The sequence below is a fragment of the Paenibacillus validus NBRC 15382 genome (genome assembly GCF_004000985.1).
In the GTDB taxonomy this organism is placed as follows: Bacteria; Bacillota; Bacilli; order Paenibacillales; family NBRC-103111; genus Paenibacillus_G; species Paenibacillus_G validus.
Window position 1 is genome coordinate 79548 of sequence record NZ_BIMH01000009.1, and the last position, 18991, is coordinate 98538.

18 protein-coding genes are annotated in these 18991 nt (G+C 57.1%); 9 read left to right on the plus strand and 9 right to left on the minus strand.

The features are described from left to right. Positions 1-35: 35 nt before the first annotated feature. From PVA01S_RS09000 to PVA01S_RS09010, 3 genes are all read right to left on the minus strand, one after another. Positions 36-998, minus strand: a complete 963-nt coding sequence (locus PVA01S_RS09000) for an acetylxylan esterase (protein ID WP_127606958.1) — start codon at positions 996-998, stop codon at positions 36-38. Between the two features lie 166 nt (positions 999-1164). Then, positions 1165-1983: a dienelactone hydrolase family protein gene (locus PVA01S_RS09005; protein ID WP_127606960.1), complete on the minus strand. Its 819-nt coding sequence runs from the start codon at positions 1981-1983 to the stop codon at positions 1165-1167. Between the two features lie 143 nt (positions 1984-2126). Next, complete coding sequence (locus PVA01S_RS09010) at positions 2127-3494, minus strand: MATE family efflux transporter (protein WP_127606962.1); 1368 nt, start codon at positions 3492-3494, stop codon at positions 2127-2129. 130 nt (positions 3495-3624) lie between these two features. On the opposite strand from PVA01S_RS09010, the gene PVA01S_RS09015 reads away from it, so the two are divergent. Continuing rightward, entirely contained in the window at positions 3625-4494 is an 870-nt protein-coding gene (locus PVA01S_RS09015) for an AraC family transcriptional regulator (RefSeq protein ID WP_236595848.1), read from the plus strand. A 171-nt stretch (positions 4495-4665) separates the two neighbouring features. Here PVA01S_RS09015 and PVA01S_RS09020 read toward each other — a convergent pair whose 3' ends face one another. From PVA01S_RS09020 to PVA01S_RS09035, 4 genes are read right to left on the minus strand one after another with little or no spacing between them, the layout of a single operon-like run. After that, on the minus strand, positions 4666-5973 hold the full coding sequence (locus PVA01S_RS09020; RefSeq protein WP_127606964.1) for a TolC family protein: 1308 nt from the start codon (positions 5971-5973) through the stop codon (positions 4666-4668). 22 nt (positions 5974-5995) lie between these two features. Beyond that, positions 5996-7246 carry an ABC transporter permease gene (locus PVA01S_RS09025; RefSeq protein ID WP_127606966.1) on the minus strand — a complete coding sequence of 417 codons (1251 nt, stop codon included), beginning with the start codon at positions 7244-7246 and terminating at the stop codon, positions 5996-5998. Between the two features lie 6 nt (positions 7247-7252). Beyond that, positions 7253-8527, minus strand: a complete 1275-nt coding sequence (locus PVA01S_RS09030) for an HlyD family secretion protein (RefSeq protein WP_127606968.1) — start codon at positions 8525-8527, stop codon at positions 7253-7255. 39 nt (positions 8528-8566) lie between these two features. Then, entirely contained in the window at positions 8567-9139 is a 573-nt protein-coding gene (locus PVA01S_RS09035; protein ID WP_127606970.1) for a TetR/AcrR family transcriptional regulator, read from the minus strand. A 281-nt stretch (positions 9140-9420) separates the two neighbouring features. Between PVA01S_RS09035 and PVA01S_RS09040 the strand changes: the two genes are divergently transcribed. From PVA01S_RS09040 to PVA01S_RS09065, 6 genes are all read left to right on the plus strand, one after another. Further along, complete coding sequence (locus PVA01S_RS09040; RefSeq protein ID WP_054796747.1) at positions 9421-9870, plus strand: MarR family winged helix-turn-helix transcriptional regulator; 450 nt, start codon at positions 9421-9423, stop codon at positions 9868-9870. 3 nt (positions 9871-9873) lie between these two features. Continuing rightward, on the plus strand, positions 9874-10407 hold the full coding sequence (locus tag PVA01S_RS09045) for a glutathione peroxidase (protein WP_054796736.1): 534 nt from the start codon (positions 9874-9876) through the stop codon (positions 10405-10407). A 170-nt stretch (positions 10408-10577) separates the two neighbouring features. Further along, entirely contained in the window at positions 10578-10940 is a 363-nt protein-coding gene (locus PVA01S_RS09050) for a Na-translocating system protein MpsC family protein (protein ID WP_054796737.1), read from the plus strand. A gap of 138 nt (positions 10941-11078) precedes the next feature. Next, positions 11079-13433, plus strand: coding sequence for an FdhF/YdeP family oxidoreductase (locus PVA01S_RS09055; protein ID WP_127606972.1), 2355 nt, complete (start codon positions 11079-11081; stop codon positions 13431-13433). A gap of 20 nt (positions 13434-13453) precedes the next feature. Then, a complete protein-coding gene (fdhD, locus tag PVA01S_RS09060; protein WP_127606974.1) occupies positions 13454-14257 on the plus strand; it encodes a formate dehydrogenase accessory sulfurtransferase FdhD in 804 nt (267 codons plus the stop codon). 62 nt (positions 14258-14319) lie between these two features. Next, the gene (locus PVA01S_RS09065) at positions 14320-15351 is read left to right on the plus strand and encodes an aldose 1-epimerase (protein WP_174817573.1); all 1032 of its coding nucleotides are present in this window, start codon (positions 14320-14322) and stop codon (positions 15349-15351) included. A gap of 162 nt (positions 15352-15513) precedes the next feature. On the opposite strand, the gene PVA01S_RS09070 is transcribed toward PVA01S_RS09065, so the two are convergent. After that, positions 15514-16392 carry a VOC family protein gene (locus tag PVA01S_RS09070; protein WP_127606978.1) on the minus strand — a complete coding sequence of 293 codons (879 nt, stop codon included), beginning with the start codon at positions 16390-16392 and terminating at the stop codon, positions 15514-15516. 332 nt (positions 16393-16724) lie between these two features. Here PVA01S_RS09070 and motA point away from each other — a divergent pair, with 332 nt between their 5' ends. Together motA and motB are read left to right on the plus strand one after the other, a co-directional pair. Next, positions 16725-17519: a flagellar motor stator protein MotA gene (gene motA / locus PVA01S_RS09075; RefSeq protein ID WP_127606980.1), complete on the plus strand. Its 795-nt coding sequence runs from the start codon at positions 16725-16727 to the stop codon at positions 17517-17519. Further along, entirely contained in the window at positions 17512-18324 is an 813-nt protein-coding gene (gene motB / locus PVA01S_RS09080) for a flagellar motor protein MotB (protein ID WP_054796740.1), read from the plus strand. The genes motA and motB overlap by 8 nt, the downstream gene beginning before the upstream one ends. Before the next feature lie 68 nt (positions 18325-18392). On the opposite strand, the gene PVA01S_RS09085 is transcribed toward motB, so the two are convergent. Then, the gene (locus PVA01S_RS09085) at positions 18393-18980 is read right to left on the minus strand and encodes a biotin transporter BioY (protein WP_054800392.1); all 588 of its coding nucleotides are present in this window, start codon (positions 18978-18980) and stop codon (positions 18393-18395) included. Between the last annotated feature and the right edge of the window lie 11 nt (positions 18981-18991).

Sequence of the window (18991 nt, forward strand, 5' to 3'; positions counted from 1 at the left end):
AAAGCCCGGCTCTGCACCGTTGACCTTCTGGAGCTTTACAACGCGCTTAAGAAACGAATAATTTTATCATGCATCCCCGGCAAGTTCTCATGGCCGAAGTCCGGATAAATTTCCGTGCGGACGGTCGTCTTCATCTTATTAATCGCTGCGAACTGCGTCGAAGGCGGGCACACGGTATCGGCCAATCCGACGCCGACGAGGACGTCCGCCCCGACGCGGGACGCCAGATGTTGAATATCGATATAACCGAGCTTCGTAAAAATTTTGTCCTCCCGAATATGCTGCGGATCGGCATGGCGGAAGAACGTCTTCAGCTCGGCGTAAGCGTCTTTGCACAAATCCATTTCCCAGACGCGTCTGTAGTCGCTCAGGAAAGGATAAACCGGCGCCGCCTTGCGGATACGCGGTTCGAGGGCGGCGCACGCAATCGTCAACGCGCCGCCTTGCGACCATCCGGTGGCGCCGACTCTTGCCTCGTCGACTTCCGGGAAGCCCATGACGACGGAGGCCAGCAGCGCCGTATCGAGAAAGATGTGGCGGAACAGCAGATTGTGCGGGTCCGGATCGTTCAAGCCCCGAATGATATGACCGTGGTGCGTATTGCCCAAGACGCCGCCCGAATCTTCCGACAAGCCGGCTTGTCCGCGAACGTCGAGGGACGCGATGGAAAATCCGAGCGCCGCATACGCCAGCTTATCCGTCCAGTCGCCGCTGCTGCCTGTGTACCCGTGGAAATGCAGGACGGCCGGATGCGGTCCCTCCGATTGCTTCGGCCTGACATATTTGGCGTGAATGCGAGCGCCCCTCACCCCGTTGAAATATAAATGAAAACATTCCGCGAACGGGACCTGAAACTCGGCGGGCACGAGCTCCACCTGCGGATCTACCGCTTTCATTTCCTCAAGCGCCTGGTTCCAATAAGCTTCAAAATCGGCCGGCCGGGGGTTGCGGCCCTCATAGGTACGCAATTGGGCAAGCGGCATGTCAACTAACGGCATCATCATCATCCTTTTTTATTCACTGGAAAATTGGTTCTTCATTCCAACTATACGCGGTGACATTCCGCTTTTCAACGGTATCATGGCGCGCCCGATTCGCTCTTCCGGCAGATTTAAATAAAGCAGCCTCCGGCTCCGCATGAAGGGCGGCTCCAGAGGCTGCATCCTAGCTCAGCGTCTCCTGCAGAAATCGAAGCGTCTCGGCATAGGCCGCTCTGGCCGATGCAACGTGGTAGCTCGGGCGCGTATCGTTGAAGAAGGCGTGCGGGGCGTCCGGATAAATCCGGTAGTCGAAGCGTTTGCCCGCTTGCTCCATCGCCTCGGCGAACGCGGGAACTTCGTCCGTAATCCGCTTATCGTTCTCTCCGTATAAACCAAGCACCGGACACCGGATGGAGGACAGCGCGTCCAGGGCTGGAGCCGAGCCATAGAAAATGACGGCTCCTGCAAGCTGCTCGTCCCTCACGGCCAGCGCCGCCGACAGTGCGCCCCCCATGCAGAAGCCGACCGAAGCGACGCGCTGTCCCCGCGAGTGCTCGCACACCTCGCGCAAGTAAACGGCCGTTTCGGCAGCCTGCGTGCGAAACGCGTCCTGCAGCCCGCCCAGGTCGAAGAGCCGGTTCAGCGTAGCGGAGATCCCCGACCGCTCGTGCTCGGGGAGCCGCGCCAGCGCGGTATCCCGTTCTTCCGCATTGCGCCATGCGGACGGCGGAAGCGTGTTCAGGAACTGCTTCGCCGCCTCGATTTGACCGGCACCGAGCGCCGGCAATCGTTCGCCGTCCTTCGCGAAAAGGTCGGGTGCGAAGGCAGCGTAGCCCGCTTGCGCCAGACGCCGCGTGACGTCCTGGATATGCTCGTCCACGCCCCATATTTCCTGCAGCACGATAACGGCGGGAAGCGGCGTTTGTGCCGTAGCCAGTCTTGCCGCATACCCGGTGTACGCTCCTTCCGGCCCGTATCGGACCCAGTCCGCGATCAAACTCATGTTCGGTTCCTCCTTCGGCTTCTTCAGCATGCGCTTCACATAGGAAAGAGGCTTTACCCGGTCTTCCTCTTCCGGTATAAAGCCTCTTGTTGACCTAATCGGATATGCTTCTTATCCGATACGCTTATTTAATTATAACGAAGCTAAGGATGAACGGCAACTTGAGCCGCGTCCGGAGGCGTCAAGGCTTTGTTCAGCGCTTTTTTGCTGCTCCAGCGGACGGTAACGAGCAAGCCGCGCAAATATTCGTCGGCGATCATCGCCGCATAGATGCCGATCAAGCCCCACCCCGACTGAATGCCGAGCACATAGGACAGCCCTACGGCGACGATCCACATGGAGAAAAAGCCGTTATATACGACGAAGCGGGTGTCCCCGATCGCGATTAAAGCATTGCCCACCGCCATGTTGACCATTTTGCCCGGCTGTAAAATCAAATTCAACCCGAGCAGCGACAAGCCGATCGCCAAGATGCCCGCATCTTGAGTGAAGAACGACAATATGCTCTCGCCTAATACATAAAGAAGCAGCGCACCGATCAAGACGATAACCAAACCGCTGCCGGTTGCCCGGTATGCGCTGCGGTAGGCCTCTTCTTTGCGCCCGGCGCCGTATAAATAGGCAATCTGGATTTGGACGGCCAAGGCCACCGAGAAGCCGAGCAGGAAGCAAAACGATTCCAGCGTATTCATATACGTTCTTGCGGCTAAGGCCGACGCGCCCAATTTGGCGACGAACGCATAAATGACCAGCTGGGAGAAAAACCAGGAGGCCATGTTCAGGCCCAGCGGCCAACCGATACGCAGCACTTCGCGAAACATCGGGCGGTCATACAGCTTCCAGTCGCTCCACTCGAGCCGACGGGAAAAGGCACCGGCCCAAACGATGAACAGCACTATCGAAGCGACCAATCGGCTCATGACCGTGGATAGGGCCGCACCCTCCAAACCTAACGCCGGGAACCCGAATGTGCCGTAGATCAGCAAATAGTTCAGAATAATATGAACGACGTTCATCCCAATGGCGACGAACATCGGCGTGCGCGTGTCGCCCGTGCTGCGGATGACGGTGCTGAGCGTCGACATCACAGCCGTCAAAACCATGCCGCCCCCGACGATGGCGATATACGTCTTGGCAAGCGGCAGCAGCGACACCTCCAGCTGCAGCAAGGCCGCTACGCGGGCCGCGCCGAAGTAAAGAAGCACGCTCAAGCCAAGCCCGATCACGATCGACGCTTTCACCGTCATGATGCCGATCTTGCGCGCATCTTCGTTCCGCTGCGCCCCGATCCGCTGAGCGATCAGCACGCCGGCTCCGCCCGCCACGGCGGCGAATAAAATCGTCACCGCGTTAAACAGCTGGTTTGAGATCCCGACAACGGCCACCGCATCGTCGGATATGCGGCTTACCATAAACGTATCCGCCGTCCCGAGCAAAAATTGCAAAAACATTTCAATAAAAACGGGCCACGCAAGCGCCCATAAGGTCATTTTTTTGTGCGTATCCGTCATGTCCGTAAATCCCTCCTGTCGTCATTACACATTATAGATGGTATACTGGGATTCATATATCATATTTGCAACCAGAACTATTAAAATTCAAACTTTACATGCCTATAGTAAGGGGGTGAAAGCGCTGTCTGTGCTACAGTTGTCCGTCCCGCCGATGCCCTATTTCATTGTGAACGGTTTCGCGGCGAACGAGCCGGGCTTCAAACATCCGAACCGTCGGAATATCGGTGTGTTCGATATGCTGCTTGTGCGCAGCGGCTGCTTGTACATCGCCGAAGAAGACCGGAAATACGAGGTTTCAGCCGGTGACATGTTGATTTTGCGCCCGGATAAACATCATTATCCGACGGCACCCTGTCAGGAGGAAACGTTGTATTATTGGCTCCACTTCCAAACGTCCGGCGAGTGGCGCGTGTCTGATCCGAACGAATCGGAAACGAGCGATGACCGGGAGGAAAAGATTCCGGATCGGCTGCGGGTTTTCATTCCGCAAACCATCAAATTTCATATCCCCCAATCTTTTCATATCCCGAAGCCGGCCAAGCTGTTCGCGCTTATGGATCAGATGATCGAACTGGGCGCCCGTTCCGACAGCTTGTCCCGCTGGAAACAGCAGACGTTGTTTCAGAACCTGCTGGAGCGGCTGCATGAGTCCTGGCAGTCCGACGAGACGGCGTCCTCCGCCAGATGCGCCGATCAGGCGGCCTCTTATTTGCGGCAGCATTACCACGAGAACGTGTCGGCTCAGGCGCTTGGCGAAGCGTTGAATTTTCATCCGGTTTATATCGCGCGCTGCATGCAGAAGCAGTTCGGCTGCTCGCCGTTCGAATACTTGATGCATTACCGGCTGGAGCAGGCCAAGCTGCTGCTGCTGCAAACGGATCTGCCGATCACGCGCATCGCCGACGACGTCGGGTTTAATCAAGCCGCCTACTTCACCTCCTGCTTCGTGAAATATGTCGGCGCGACGCCTCGCGAATACCGGCGCCGGTTCCAGTAAAGGCAACCGCGCAAGCGAAAGAAGTCGCCTCCGCTCCGTGCCAAAAGCCCCGGCATGCCTTCAAGCGAAGGCATGCCGGGGCCGGGCAGGCGGCACGTATCCGGCCCGGCGCTGCCGCTCACAAAAAAAAGACTGCGCCGGCTTGATCAGCCCGGCACAGCCCATTTCCCATTACGAGATAAACCCTTTCTCCATCGCGCGCGATTTCTCGCGAAGGACGAAATATTTCAGCTTCGCGGCTTCCAGCGTCGTCTCTTGCCCGCGCACCTTCAGCTCGAACTTTTGCAAATCGTGCCTGGACAGGACGCCTGCGTCGTAACGCACCTTCATTTTATTCAAGTCCGCCTTCACTTCGGCCGTATTCCGCGCTTCCGTCGTATAGGCCAGATAGGCGTTCTCCGCTTCCGTGTACACGGCCTCGATTTTCTTCGTCAGCTCCAGCTGCGTCTGCTCGTTCTTCATGCCCGAAATCGCCAGGTTTACGCTCAAATAGTTGCCCCCATACGTATTTTGGGTTACCGTATTGGACTGCTGCCACGCCGCTTCGTCGATATTGTTCGCGCTCATCTTCATCTGATAGGCGTTCTTCAGGATCGTTTCCGTATCCGCTCGCTGCACGGGTTCTACGGTGACGATCGCGATGTCCTTCACTTCCAGCGAAGGATTGTACGCGATCCCGATGTCGAACGAAAGCTGCACCAGCGCCAGCTTGTAATTTTGGTTCAGCAGGGCGAGCTCGTCCTTGTGCTTGTTCAGCGCTTTGGTCGCCGTCAGCACGTCTTCGTTCGAGGCCAGCCCTTGTTCGCGGAAAAGCATCGCTTTCTTCACTTCTTTGTCCAGCACGGAAGCGTAATCCTGCATAAAGGCAAGCTGCTTCTTCAAGCCGAGCAGCTGCACGTATTGGGCGGTCGTCTGCAGCCGGATGGCTTCAACCGCCTCGTCCTTCTGCAGCAGCGCGTTGCGTTGGTCCGTGCTCAACTGGTGCGCCGTCGTCTTCAATTGCTCGCGCTGCTGCTGGATGATCTCATTCATGCCGGCGCTCATCGTACCCATGCCTTGGATAAGCTGATTGATCGCCTTATTCGTGACGGTCGTCACCGGCCCGAGCCACAGGTTGTCCGCCGGATCGACGGCTACTCCTTGCGCATTCATCCCGGCGACCATCTCCTCGGGCGTATCCGGTAAATGTCCGCCTGTGAACGAGCCGCCTACCAGCGATTCCCGCTGTGCTTTTAAATCCTGCTCCTTCGAGTTTAACGCCGCATATTTCAACAGGAGCAGCTGCAGGTTGTTCGAGTCCGTCAACGCACGTTCCAGCACCGACGGCAAGTCGATCGAAGCGACCGTCTCCAGGACCGGGGCGCTCAAGTACAGGTTTTGCTTCGGATCTTCCGTTACCGTCTCGGCATAAACGGCCGGTTGGACAGCGGCAGCAATCAAAAGTGCGGCGCAAAAGCCCGCAAATGTTCTTCGGTTCATTCTCGTTCCATCTCCCTCAATATTATAGGGTAAGCCCGCTTCCGTTTCCGGTTGCGGTTCCCGTTCCCGCAGGCTCGGCGCGAACCGCAACCGGCGCAGCCGCATCCTCCGGCGTCGTCTTGCGAAACACGGCAAAGCGCGTCAGCAGCATCGCCGCCATGAACGTCACGAGTCCCATCATCACGAGCGCCAGGCAATCGTAACCGATTGCGCTGTAATCGTTCGCCTTCACGAATACGCTGCGCACCCCGTCCAGGAAATAGGTCAGCGGCAGCAGATGCCCCAGAACCTGCAGCGCCCTCGGCATCGCTTCGAACGGCCAGGTAAAGCCGGACAGCAGGAACGAAGGCACCGCGATCAGCATCGCCGTCTGCGTCGCCCCGAGCTGATTGCCCGAGAACATGCTGATCAAATACCCGATCCCGCACACCGCGAACGTGAAGGACATCACGACCGCCAGCCCGGCGAACAAACTGCCGGCAAGCGGCGCCCCGAATAAATACGACGCGATCAGCAGCGCAATCGTCGTGTTAAACAAATTGATCAGGAAATAAGGCGCCGTCTTGGCGTACGCGATCCGCCAAGGATCGCGTTTCCATGCCGCATAACGCTGCCAGGTCCCGCCGTCTTTCTCCCGCGTGACGGTCAGCGAAATGCCGAGAAACAGCACCTGCTGCAAAATGGCTCCGACCAGACCGTACATCATAAAGTCGCTGTAATTAAACGTCGGGTTGTACAGTACCCGATAGCGAAACGGAATCGGCGACAGCACGTTCGCCACCTGTTCGTCCTGCAGGCCTTGCTGCAGCTTCATTTTTTTGGCTGACAGGCCCATGCTGAACGTGGTGATGACTTCGTTCGCGCCCTTGGTCGCGGAATTCGAGTACAGCATGTTGCTGCCGTCGACCCACGTGAGCAGCGGCAGCGTCTGGCCCTGCTTCAAGCTCGCTTCGAACCGGCTCGGAATGAACAACCCGACCTTCGCTTCCCCGGAGGCGATCGCTCGCCTGACCTCCTCCTCGGTATGCGCCTCGCGCGTCACCTGGAACGATTCGCTTTCCTCGAAAGCTTGAATGATTTGACGGCTGAGCGGGCTTTGATCTTCGTCCATGACAATCGTCGTCATCTCGGTCACCTTGTGGTGGGTATAAAGCGAGCCGAACAGCAGCGTATACATGACCGGCACGATGAAAAGAATTAAGAACAGCCGCCTGTCTTTGATAATGTGTCTCCACTCGTCGGCAATGACGCCGCCTACTTTAAGCTCCGTCACGACCGATCACCCTTCCGTTTTACCGTTCCACTGCAGCGTCATGCCGATCGCAGCCGCTTCCGGAAGCTGCGGCAGCTCAACCTTCACGCCGAACGAGCGCACGTCGGTCTCGCCCGCGGTTTGCGTCGCTTTCTTGACCGCAAAATCCGGTGCCGCCGCTATCGACTGGATCTTGCCTTCGAGCTCCTGCCCCGTCGCGATCAGCTTCAGCTTGACGCGGTCTCCGTTCTTCAGTCCGGCGAGCGACGTCTCGGTCATATAAAATCTCGCCCAATGGCCGTCTGTCGCTTGAATGGTAAAAACCGGGAAGCCCGCGCCGACCAGTTCGCCGGGCTGTGCACCCTGCGCCAGGATCACTCCGTCGCTTGGCGCGATAAGCTCGGTGTAGCTCTGATACGCTTCCGCTTCAGCCTGCGCCGCCTTGGCCTGCTGCTCGGCGGAGCCGGCCGACTGCACAGCGCCCTGCGCCTGCTGTATGGCCGCATTCGCTGCGGCAACGTCGCCTTCGCGCACGGCTACTTGCTCGCGGCCTGCCTGGGCGAGGCCGAGCGCCGCTTTGGCCTGCTCCAGCTGCGCTTCCGCTGCGCGTATTTCCTCCTCACGCGGCCCTTGCTGAGCGAGGTTGTACTGCTGCTGCGCCAGCTCATATTTCGTTTTCGCTTCCTGATAGCTCACGTTCACTTTATCGACGTCGGCCTGCGCCACAAGGCCTTCCGCAAGCATCGCCTGCATCCGCTTCAAGTTTTGCTCGGCGAGGGCGTACACTTCCTTGGTCGCCTGCAGTTGAATTTCGGCCTGCTTCTTCTCTTCCGGACGGGCGCCGTTACGCAGCCCGTCGACCTTCGCTTGCGCCGCCTTCACCGCCGCTTCGGCCTGGGCGATTTGCTGATCCGCCGCATCGGCCGTAGCCGTCACGCCGGCGATCGCCTGCGCCTTCTTCGCCTGAGCGGTAGCGGTTGCGCCCTGCGCCTCGGCAATCTTGCCCTGGGCGAGCGCCACGGCCGCTTTGGCCTGCGCCACCTTCGCCTCAAGCTCCGTGCTTTGCAGACGCGCCAGCACTTGGCCTTTCTTGACCGTATCCCCTTCTTTCACGAGAATCTCGGTAACGCGGCCGCCGATCTTAAAGCTGGCGCTAACCTCGTTCGATTCAATGTAAGCTGTCGGCTGCACGGCAGCTCCGGCTTGCGTGCTTCCGTTTACTTGCTTCGTAGTGAGCAGAAAGCCTCCCGTACCGATGGCCACCGCCATCACTGAATAAACCAATGGTCGAATAAAGCGCATAAATACCCCTCCGCATAAAAGATGATGAAAAAAAGCAGCCTATTTCGTGGATAGGCCGTTCATTAGATACGTTTGCAGCAGCTCCAAAATGCGTTCATCCGTGAGCGGCGGATGCTGCCGTTCCCAATCGTAAACGAGCGCCAGATACAGCTTATAGACGATAAAGGCGGTAATTTTCGGATCGCAGGGCTTCATCCCCCCGGTGCTGACCGCGCGTTCGATCAGCTGCGAAATGTAGTCGACCATTTGATTCTCGATCTGGTCGAGCGCGTTCTCCGTCACCTGACTGCCGAATTCGTTCACCTCGTGCGCCAGCTTGATGAGCAGCTCCTGTTCCTTCCTGAACATAAGCGCGGCGTAGATGGCCCCGTGGATTTTCTCAAAGACGGTGGCGCCCTGCCCGATCGCTTCCTCCGCCGTTCGTTTCATATCTTCCACCAAGACGCTGACAATCTCGTTCAGCAGTTCTTCCTTGCTTGTCACATATAAGTACAAAGTACCTTTGCCGACTCCTGCGATTTTGGCGATGTGCCCCATCGTCGTGCCTTTGTAGCCAAAAAGCGAGAACGATTTTTTCGCCGCATCCAAGATCGCCGTTTTTTTAGGATCCATTTATCCATCTCCTGTACTGACCAAAATAACAATTGGGTTCTGAGGTCATTTTCCACTATACCATCCGTATTTTTCTAATGCAACTGTTACATGCGCAGGGCGCCATGCTTTGCCCTTTTTATGATGGATAGGACCTGTCGGGAAAACGTCGTTCGATACAAATTCACACCGTTCGCAGCGTAAACATTGACTTCGCTCATTACGGATGGTAAAGTAGTTTCAGTAAATAGATTTTATACAATTTAATTTCAAGCAATCTAATATAAGGAGGTTTGCAAATCCTGAATCGCGATGAACTTTTGAAGCTCGAGAATCAGTTCTGCTTCGCTGTTTATGCGTGCGCTCGCGAAATTACGAAGCTGTACCGCCCGCACCTCGACGAACTGGGCATTACGTATACGCAATATGTAGCGCTGCTGGCGCTTTGGGAACGGGATGACATTACGGTCAAGGAGCTTGGCGCACGGCTATACCTGGATTCCGGAACGCTGACCCCGCTCTTGAAGAAGCTGGAGGCCTTGAAGCTGCTTACCCGCATACGCGACCCGCAGGACGAGAGGAACGTGCGCATCCGGCTGACGCCGCAGGGCGCCGCGCTTAAAGAGAAGGCCTACGACCTTCCCGAGAAACTATTTTGTGTCACCGGCATGACGGAAGACGAAACGACAGCGCTGCGTCTGCGTCTCACTTCCTTATTGGAGCAAGTCCATCTCAAAACAACGGAGGAATAATCCATGAGCGTATACGAATTTAAAGCCAACAACATCCGCGGAGAGCAAGTTTCTTTAGAGGCATACAAAGGAAAGGTGCTCGTTATCGTCAATACGGCCAGCAAGTGCGGACTCACCCCGCAATACAACGAGCTGCAGCAGCTGTACGAAACGTACAAAGACCGCGGCTTGACAATCCTTGGCTTCCCCTGCAATCAATTCGGCGCGCAGGAGCCCGGCTCGAATGAAGAAATCAACACGTTCTGCACGCTGAATTACGGCGTCACCTTCCCGCTGTTCGACAAAGTCGAGGTGCGCGGCGAAAATAAGCATCCGCTGTTCGCCTACTTGACGGAACAAGCTCCGTTCGAAGGAATCGACCCGCAGACCGGCGGCAAGCTGGCCTCGTTCCTGGAGCAGCAAGGGCTGCTTGAAGGCAATGAGATCAAATGGAATTTCACCAAGTTCCTGATTGACCGCAGCGGCAACGTCGTGAAACGTTTCGAACCGCCCGTTACGCCGGCTGCGTTAACAGCCGATATCGAAGCGCTGCTGTAGTCCCCCGCCCCCTCCTGTTCGCCGTGTGTGCGAGCGGGAGGTTTTTTCTTGTCTTGTCACGGTAACGCTTTCTTGTTAAGATTATTTTGTTAAGACTATATCTTGCTGCTTGCCGTCAGATATGGGACAGCGCACCTGTTACCCGTTTAACGGTTATCGGAGGTCGAAGCATGAATAAATACGAAGCCGAATTCAGCAACTTGGTCAAAGCGTACCGAAAGCGTCATATGGGCAAAGGCCCGGGCCGGATCACGACCACCTTCTGCAAGAACTGGGCCATCTGCGAGATGGAAGGCAATCTCTCCCCGGTCGAGAAATTTATCGCAAACGCGGCCGACGGGAAGCAAATGCTGCGGGAAGCCCGCACGCAATGGGTCAAGGATATTTACCGCAGTCACCCTCCAACCGAGATGGAGCAGCTGCTGGGAGCTGCATTCGTCGATTTGTTCGTCGATATCGACATCGATCAGGATTTCGGCATGTCCATCTTCGTGTTTGATCAGAACATCCAAAATAAATTCGGCGACCGATAACGTCAAACGTTGGCGCTTGGCAGCGAACCTGCTAGAGACTAACCGCTGGAGATGAAGCTTTTTCATGCGAAAAAGTAACGTCTCGGCGGTTTTTTTATTGAACTTATACCAGACCGACACTTCTAAGGAGGACGTACAATGGGAAAAACGAAACATAGCGGCCGCATAAAATTGCCTGGGAAGCCCGACCCGAAGCTTTGGGTCAGCCGAATGCCGTTCGGCTTGGGACGAATTAAGCCGCATCATATTCGCGATACGCTGAAGGTCGCCTGGGAGAACCGCGACAATTTGCCGTATGCGGCCCGCATTCTGACACAGGGCGTTTGCGACGGCTGCGCGCTCGGGGTGTCCGGGTTATACGATCAGACGCTGGAAGGCCCGCATCTGTGTACGACGCGTCTGAACGTGCTGCGGCTCAACACGATGCCGGCGATCCGCCCGGACATGCTGCACGCCGATATCGACGAGCTGCGCAAGCTGGACAGCGCGCAGCTGCGCAAGCTCGGGCGGCTTCCCTACCCGCTGATGCGCGGCAAGGGAGAGCGGCGCTTCCGCCGTGTAGGCTGGGACGAAGCGCTGCAGACGATCGCCGGTAAAATACGCGCCATCGACCCGAAGCAGCTGGCGTTTTATTTGACGGCCCGCGGCATCACGAACGAGTCTTATTACGCCGCCGCCAAGGTTGCCCGTTTCATCGGCACGAACAACATCGACAACGCCTCGCGCATCTGTCACTCACCGTCCAAGACGGCCTTGAAGCGCTCGGTCGGAATCGGAGCTTCCAGCTGCACCTATAAAGATTGGATCGGCACCGACGTGCTTGTCTTCTGGGGCAGCGTCGCCGCGAACAACCAGCCCGTCTCCACCAAATATATGTACGCCGCGAAGCGCAAGGGCACGAAAATCATCATGATCAACCCGTATCGCGAGCCGGCGATGGACGGTTACTGGATCCCGTCGATTCCGGAATCGGCGCTGTTCGGGACGAAGCTCGCCGACGATTTCTACCAGGTGCATATCGGCGGCGACATCGCCTTCATGCACGGCGTCATGAAGAGCTGGTTCGAGATGGAGACGGAAGCTCCCGGATCGGCCGTCAATCACGCCTTCATCAAGGCGCATGTAAACGGATACGAAGAGTTGAAGGCGCACGTGCTTCAGCAGGATTGGCAGGAACTGGAACGCTCCTCCGGTTTGAGCCAGGCGCGCATGCGGGAATTTGCCGAGCTGCTGGCGGAAGCCAAATCGGCCGTCTTCGTCTGGAGCATGGGGCTGACCCAGCACCGCTTCGGCACGGATAACATTTCGCAGGTCGCCAATTTGGCGCTGCTGCGAGGGTTTCTCGGCCGTGAGCATTGCGGCCTGATGCCGATTCGCGGGCATAGCGGCGTGCAGGGCTCGGGCGAAATGGGCGCCGATCCGTTCAGCCTGCCGGGCGGCGAGTTCAAGGGCGACGACATCGCGCGGATCGAGCGCGAGTGGGGCTTCGAGCTGCCGAAGTGGCAGGGCGACATCGTCGGCGTCTCGCTCGAGAATGCGCTGCTCCCGGACGATCATGAGAGGAAGCTGAAGGTGTTCTACACGTCCGGCGGCAACTTCCTCGAGACGATGCCCGAGCCGGACTTCGTCCGCTCCTGCCTGGAGCAGGTCGACATCCGCGTCCACCAAGACATCGTGCTCAACACCTCGACCCTGGTCGACGCCCGGGAAGCCGTGATCGTCTTGCCGGCGATGACCCGTTATGAACAGCCGGGCGGCGGCACGTCCACTTCCACCGAGCGGATGGTCTACTTTTCGCCGGAAATCGAAGGTCCGCGCATGCCGGAAGCGCGCGCGGAGTGGAGCATCTACGCGGAGCTTGCGGCGCTCGTGCGGCCGGATTCCGCCTCTGTGCTCGGCTTGACGGATGCGGCGGGCATCCGCCAGGAAATCGCCAGAGCCGCTCCCAATTACGACGGCATCCAGCATCTGCACGCGAAGGGCGACGTGTTCCAATGGGGCAATGCGTGGCTGTGCGAGGACGGAATTTGCCCGACGCCGGATGGACGCGGCAGACTGATCCCGGTAGAACTGCCGGAGCGGCGCAAGCCGGAGGGGCATTTCTACGCGACGACGCGGCGCGGCAAGCAATTTAATTCCATGATTTACGGCAGCCACGACCCGTTTAATGCTGCGGACCGTTACGACGTGCTGCTGCATGCGACCGATGCGGCGAAGCTGGGGATTGCAGACGGGGATGCCCTTGTCGTTTACAACCAGTTCGGCACATTCCACGGCCGGGCGAAAACTGCGGAGGTGGCCCCCGGCAATGTGGAGCTGTATTGGCCGGAAGGCAACATGCTGTTTCCCAAAGGCGTGTATGAGGCTTTCGCCGGCATCCCCGAATACAATACCGCCGTCGTGGTGGAAAAAGCGGAAACGTATCATGCTTTGAAAGATACGCGTTACGTTGAGAAACGAGTCGCCGAGCTCGAAATGGAAACGCTCGGCTGAAGCGATCGGAGGGCGAGTCCATGACACGAAAGCTGACGACCCATTGGCATATGATGAAATTCAGCGGTCAAGGCGTAATCGAGCAAGAAGACGAGATTGCCGAGGAGTTCCCGCTAACCTTGTATGTGGACGGCGAAGAATTCGCGACGATCGTCTGCTCGCCGACCGAGCTGACTGATCTGGTCGTCGGTTTTCTGGCGTCGGAGGGCGTTATTCGGCAAGCCGACGAGTTGAAGACGATGTCCGTCGACGAGGACCGCGGCATCGCTTACGCCGAATTGATACGCCCCCAATCCGTCGGCAAGGAATATTACGCCAAGCGGTTTATCGGTTCCTGCTGCGGCAAAAGCCGTCAGTTTTATTTTCAAAACGATGTGCGGACCGCAAAAACATCGGTCTCGCAAATTCGTATTAAGCCCGAGCAGGTTTACAGCTTGATGGAGACGCTCCAGCGAAGCTCGGTTGACTTTCGCAATACGGGGGGCCTGCACAACGCGGCCCTCTGCTCGGTCACCGATGTGCTCGCGACGCGCGCGGATATCGGGCGGCACAACGCGCTCGACAAGCTGTTCGGGCACTGCTTGCGCAACCGGTGGCGGACGAGCGATAAAATTATCGCGTTCAGCGGACGCTTATCGTCCGAAGTCGTGCTGAAGGCGGCGAAAATCGGGGTCGGCGTGATGCTCTCCAAGTCGGCGCCGACCGATCTGGCGCTCTCCTTGGCGGACGACCTCGGCATTACGTGCGTCGGCTTCATCCGCGGCTCGTCCATGAACGTTTACACGCATCGGGAGCGTATCGCTTCGCCGGACGTCGAGGTTTAAATATTAATAGTTTAGGTTGTTATTTTAATGGCAAGCTGCCCTTCCACCCGCTATGATGTAGGATGGACGAGACTAGACGGAGGGGACCTATTGTGACTTTCGCATGCAAAGCTTATGAGGATACTTATCAAGGCGAGAAGGCGGTATGGCTGCAGGCGGGCCGTTACGAAGCGGCTGTTCTGCCCGAAATCGGCGCCAATCTGATCGCATTCCGCGATACGGAGGCCGGCTACCGCTTTTTGCACGAACCTGCGCTTGAGGAGATGGAGAGCTTCAAAGCGCGTCCGGTGATTCACGGCATGCCGGTGCTTTTCCCGCCGAACCGGATCGAGGACGGCAAGTTCCCCTGGAACGGCGCCACCTATCAATTCCCGGTGAACGAAGCGGCGCGAGGCAACCATTTGCACGGCTTCTTGTTCAATATTCCCTGGGTCGTGGAAACGTACGGTACGACTTCGAACAGCAGCTACGTGACGCTCACGCAGAAGGTTGACGCCGCCCATCCGGTATACCGTTATTGGCCGCACGCCTTTACGTTCCGGCTCACCTATACGCTGACGGAAGACGGATTGGGCCAGCACGTGCTCGTGCGCAACGACGGCACGGAACTTATGCCCTGCCTGCTCGCCTTCCATACAGCGGTCAATGCGCCATTCGCTCCGGGCAGCACCGCAGCCGACTGCCGCTTTACAATGACGATCGGCCGGCGTCGCGAGATGAGCGAACGGATGCTGCCGACGGGCAGATTCCAGACGCTGAAGCCGGAAGAAGAAGCGATCAAATCGGGCGGCATTTCGCCGTTCTTCGAGCCGATGGATAACCATTACACGGCGGAGCCGCAGAACGGCCGCAACCGGATGGAACTGACCGACTCCCGGCTTGGAGTCAAGCTCGTCTATGACGCAGGCACGTCTTACAAGCATTGGATGATCTGGAATAACAATGCAACCGAAGGCTTCTTCTGCCCCGAGCCGCAAACGAATCTCGTCAACGCTCCGAACGTCGATTTGCCGGCCGAGGAGATCGGTTTGTTCTCGCTCGCGCAAGGCGAAATCTGGGAAGCGACGAGCCGCTTGTACTGCATCCGGGCTTAGCCTGAACATCGCATCGCCAAACCGTTCGTTCCCCCTGGACCGGACGGTTTTGTCATGCATCGAAGATGAAAAGAACCTTCATCCCACTTTGAGAGTGGTTTTGAAGGTTCTTCTTTTATACTTGGTTTCGAAGTTGTACCGTTAAGATGATCGCATTGGGTTTTACCCTTTAGGGATAGCCTCTTCGCTAGTCAGCCTGACGGTAATGCCGAACGGATCGCGGGCGAACCAAGCTTCCCCGTCCTGCTCCAGCGCGATCCCGGCTTGACGCAGCCGGGCGGTCGTCCGCTCCAGCTCTTCGGGCGTCGGCGCGACCAGCGTATAATAAGCGAGCCCCGCCGCATCGTCCGCAGCAGGCGGCGCGCCAACGCCGGCCCAGGTGTTCAGCCCGACGTGATGATGGTACCCGCCGGCCGAGACGAACATCGCCGAATCCCGTGACGCCATCAGGTCGAAGCCTAACGTCTCGATATAAAACCGCCGTGCTTCAAGCAGGTCGGATACGTGAAAATGAATGTGCCCGATACTAGTTCCCGCGGGCAGCCCTTCCCACGGCGAGTCCCCCGCCTCCTTCAATAATCCGTCCACGTCGAGCGGATCGGTCGTTATCACATAACGGCCGCTCTCGTCGCGCCGCCAGGTTTCACGGGGCCGGTCGGCATAAATTTCAATGCCGTTGTTGTCCGGATCTTGAATGTACAATGCCTCGCTGACCAAGTGATCGCTATGCCCGACATGAATGCCGCACGTCAGCAAGTGGCGCAGCGACAGACCGAGCGCCCGGCGATTCGGCACCAACAGCGCAAAGTGATACAACCCCGCGGTCGTTCGGCGCGGCATGACGATAGCGTTCGGCAGCTCATGCAGAACGACCAGCGGCGACTCGTCCCCGTCGGCCGTCAACACAGCCCTCCCGGACGCGCGGTGCAGCTCGCGCAGCCCGACAACCTCGCCATAAAAGCGCACCGACCGATCCAGCTCGCTCACTTTCAAGTGGACCGGTCCAAGCCTTGTCTTCTCGTGGAGATGATTTGCCTGCATATGCTTTGTTCCCCTCTCTTCATTCATTCGGTTACGGTCATCGTCCGCTTCGTCAAGGGATGACCGCTTCGCGAACGTCTTCTTTCAATTTCCCCTGCTGACCCGGGCGCCACGCTCGTTCCGCGCGGGCTGACCGCCATGAAAAATAACGGCGGCTGCGCCCATCTGCTTCATTCATATTAACTCTCATTATACTCCAATTATTCCAAATGTGAAAAATTAAACAAAAAAACTAAGGATTCCCTAGCAGGATAACTGTCACTTTTTGTCGAAGTAATTGGAAAATGCATGAAAATGGAGAAAATAAACAGGCGGAAGGTGTTTTCAGCGAAATGGAAAAATCAACAGTTATCGGTATTGTTCTTGGCTTTGTGGCAGTCATTGTGGGGATGATTCTGAAGGGAGCAAGTCCCGTTGCCCTCGTCAACCCGGCTGCTCTTATGATCATTTTCGTAGGAACGGCGGCCTCTCTCTTTATCGGCTTTTCTTTGGAAGAATTGAAGGGCTTCCCCAAACTGATAAAGATTGCCTTCACCGAGCAAAAAACAATTCCGAAAATGGATCTGATCAACCTGTTCACGGACTGGGTGTCCATCACCCGCCGCGAAGGGCTCCTCGCGATGGAGAGCAAGGTGGAGGAAATTCAAGACCCGTTCTTGCGCAACGGTATGCGCATGATCATTGACGGCAACGATCAAGACTTTGTGCACGACGTCTTGATGGAAGATATTCAAGCGATGCAGGAGCGGCACCGTTCAGGCGCGCAAATTTTTACCCAAGCCGGCACTTACGCGCCTACGCTCGGGGTGCTCGGGGCCGTTATCGGCCTGATCGCGGCGCTCAGCAATTTGAACGATGTCGAGAGTCTCGGCCACTTGATCTCTGCGGCTTTCGTCGCAACGCTGCTCGGGATTTTCTCGGGTTATGTCCTCTGGCATCCGATTGCCAACAAATTGAAACAAAAGTCGAAGAAAGAAGTGGAAATCCGGCTGATGATGGTCGAAGGACTGCTCTCCATCCAGTCGGGTATTTCGTCGACGGCCGTGAAGCAGAAGCTGATGATTTTCATACCGACTTCTCAGCGGGACGAGAAAAACGAGAGCAAGGCGGGAGACAGGGATGAGTAAAAAAAAGCACCGCGAGCATCATGAGGAGCATATCGACGAAACATGGCTCATCCCTTACGCCGATCTGTTAACCCTGCTGCTCGCGCTCTTTATTATTTTGTTCGCCTCCAGTCAGGTGGACTCCAAAAAGTACGACAGCATCATGCGCTCTCTGAACTCTGCCTTCGCCGGCGGTACCGGCACCTTTGACGTGTCCAATATGATTCCGCTTCAGGTGGCGCCGAACGTTGATAAGAGCAAGTACGAGGATCCGTCGAACCCGGCAACGGCCCAGCAGCAACAGCAAGAACAGCAAGCGAAGCAGTTTCAGAAGGAACAGCACGATTTGGAGCAGCTCAAGGAAAGGCTCGATCAATACATAGCGGACAACCAGTTGTCTGCGGAGCTCGACACCCAATTGACCGACGATTTGCTGATGATTACCATTCGAGACAACGCCTTGTTCTCCTCCGGCTCCGCTACGGTAAAACCGGAAGCTACACGGCTTGCCGGCTTCATCTCCGAGATGCTGGCGCAATACCCGAATTACCGGGTCGAAGTGGCAGGTCATACGGATAATGTCCCGATCGGCAGCGCCGCATTCGAAACGAACTGGGATTTGAGCTCGAAGCGGGCACTTAATTTTATGAAAATATTGCTCGAGAACGATCAAATCGGCCCCGCCCGCTTCCGTTCCATCGGGTACGGCGAGTACCATCCAATCGACACGAACGACACGGAGGAAGGACGGTCCAAGAACCGCCGGGTGGAAGTGAGCATTTTGCGCAGCATGAAAACCCCGCAATTTGAGGAAGTGCCGAAATAAACGCAGCGCCTACCAAAAAAAGCAAGCGGCGGAACAAATTCCGTCACTTGCTTTTTTAGTTGCTTCCGTTAATCTAAAGAAATGACGCGACTTCCGGAAGAGCCCGTTAACCGCTCCGGCGGGAACACTTGACGAACCGGCGAGATGATCAGCGTCGCCACGGCCGCTTTGATCGCATCGCCCAGCAAATACGGGTAACATCCGGCGATCATGGCTTTCTCGAACGATAACCCGGTGACGTGAGCAAGCCAAGGTACGCCGGTCACATACAGCAGCAGGGAGCCGAATACTTCCAGAACGAGGAACGCGGCTGCATAACCTAGCGCTCCTCTCATGCGAATGCGTGGCAGCAGCAAGCCGATCAACAGCGCAGCGAATGGCCACATGATGACGTAGCCGCCGGTCGGGCCAAACAATACGGGCAAGCCTCCCGTACCGTGCAGCAGCGGAAATCCGATAGCGGTCAGGACGACGACGAGCGCCATGCTGAGAAAGCCGTACCACGCGCCCAGCAAGCCTCCGGCGAGCATGACGGCGAGCGTTTGCAGCGTAATGGGGACCGGGGTGAAGCCCAGCGGGATGCTCACATAACCGAACAGCACCAATAAAGCGGCAAGGAGCGCACTAAATACGATTCCACGAAGCGATAATTTCATGATTGAACGAC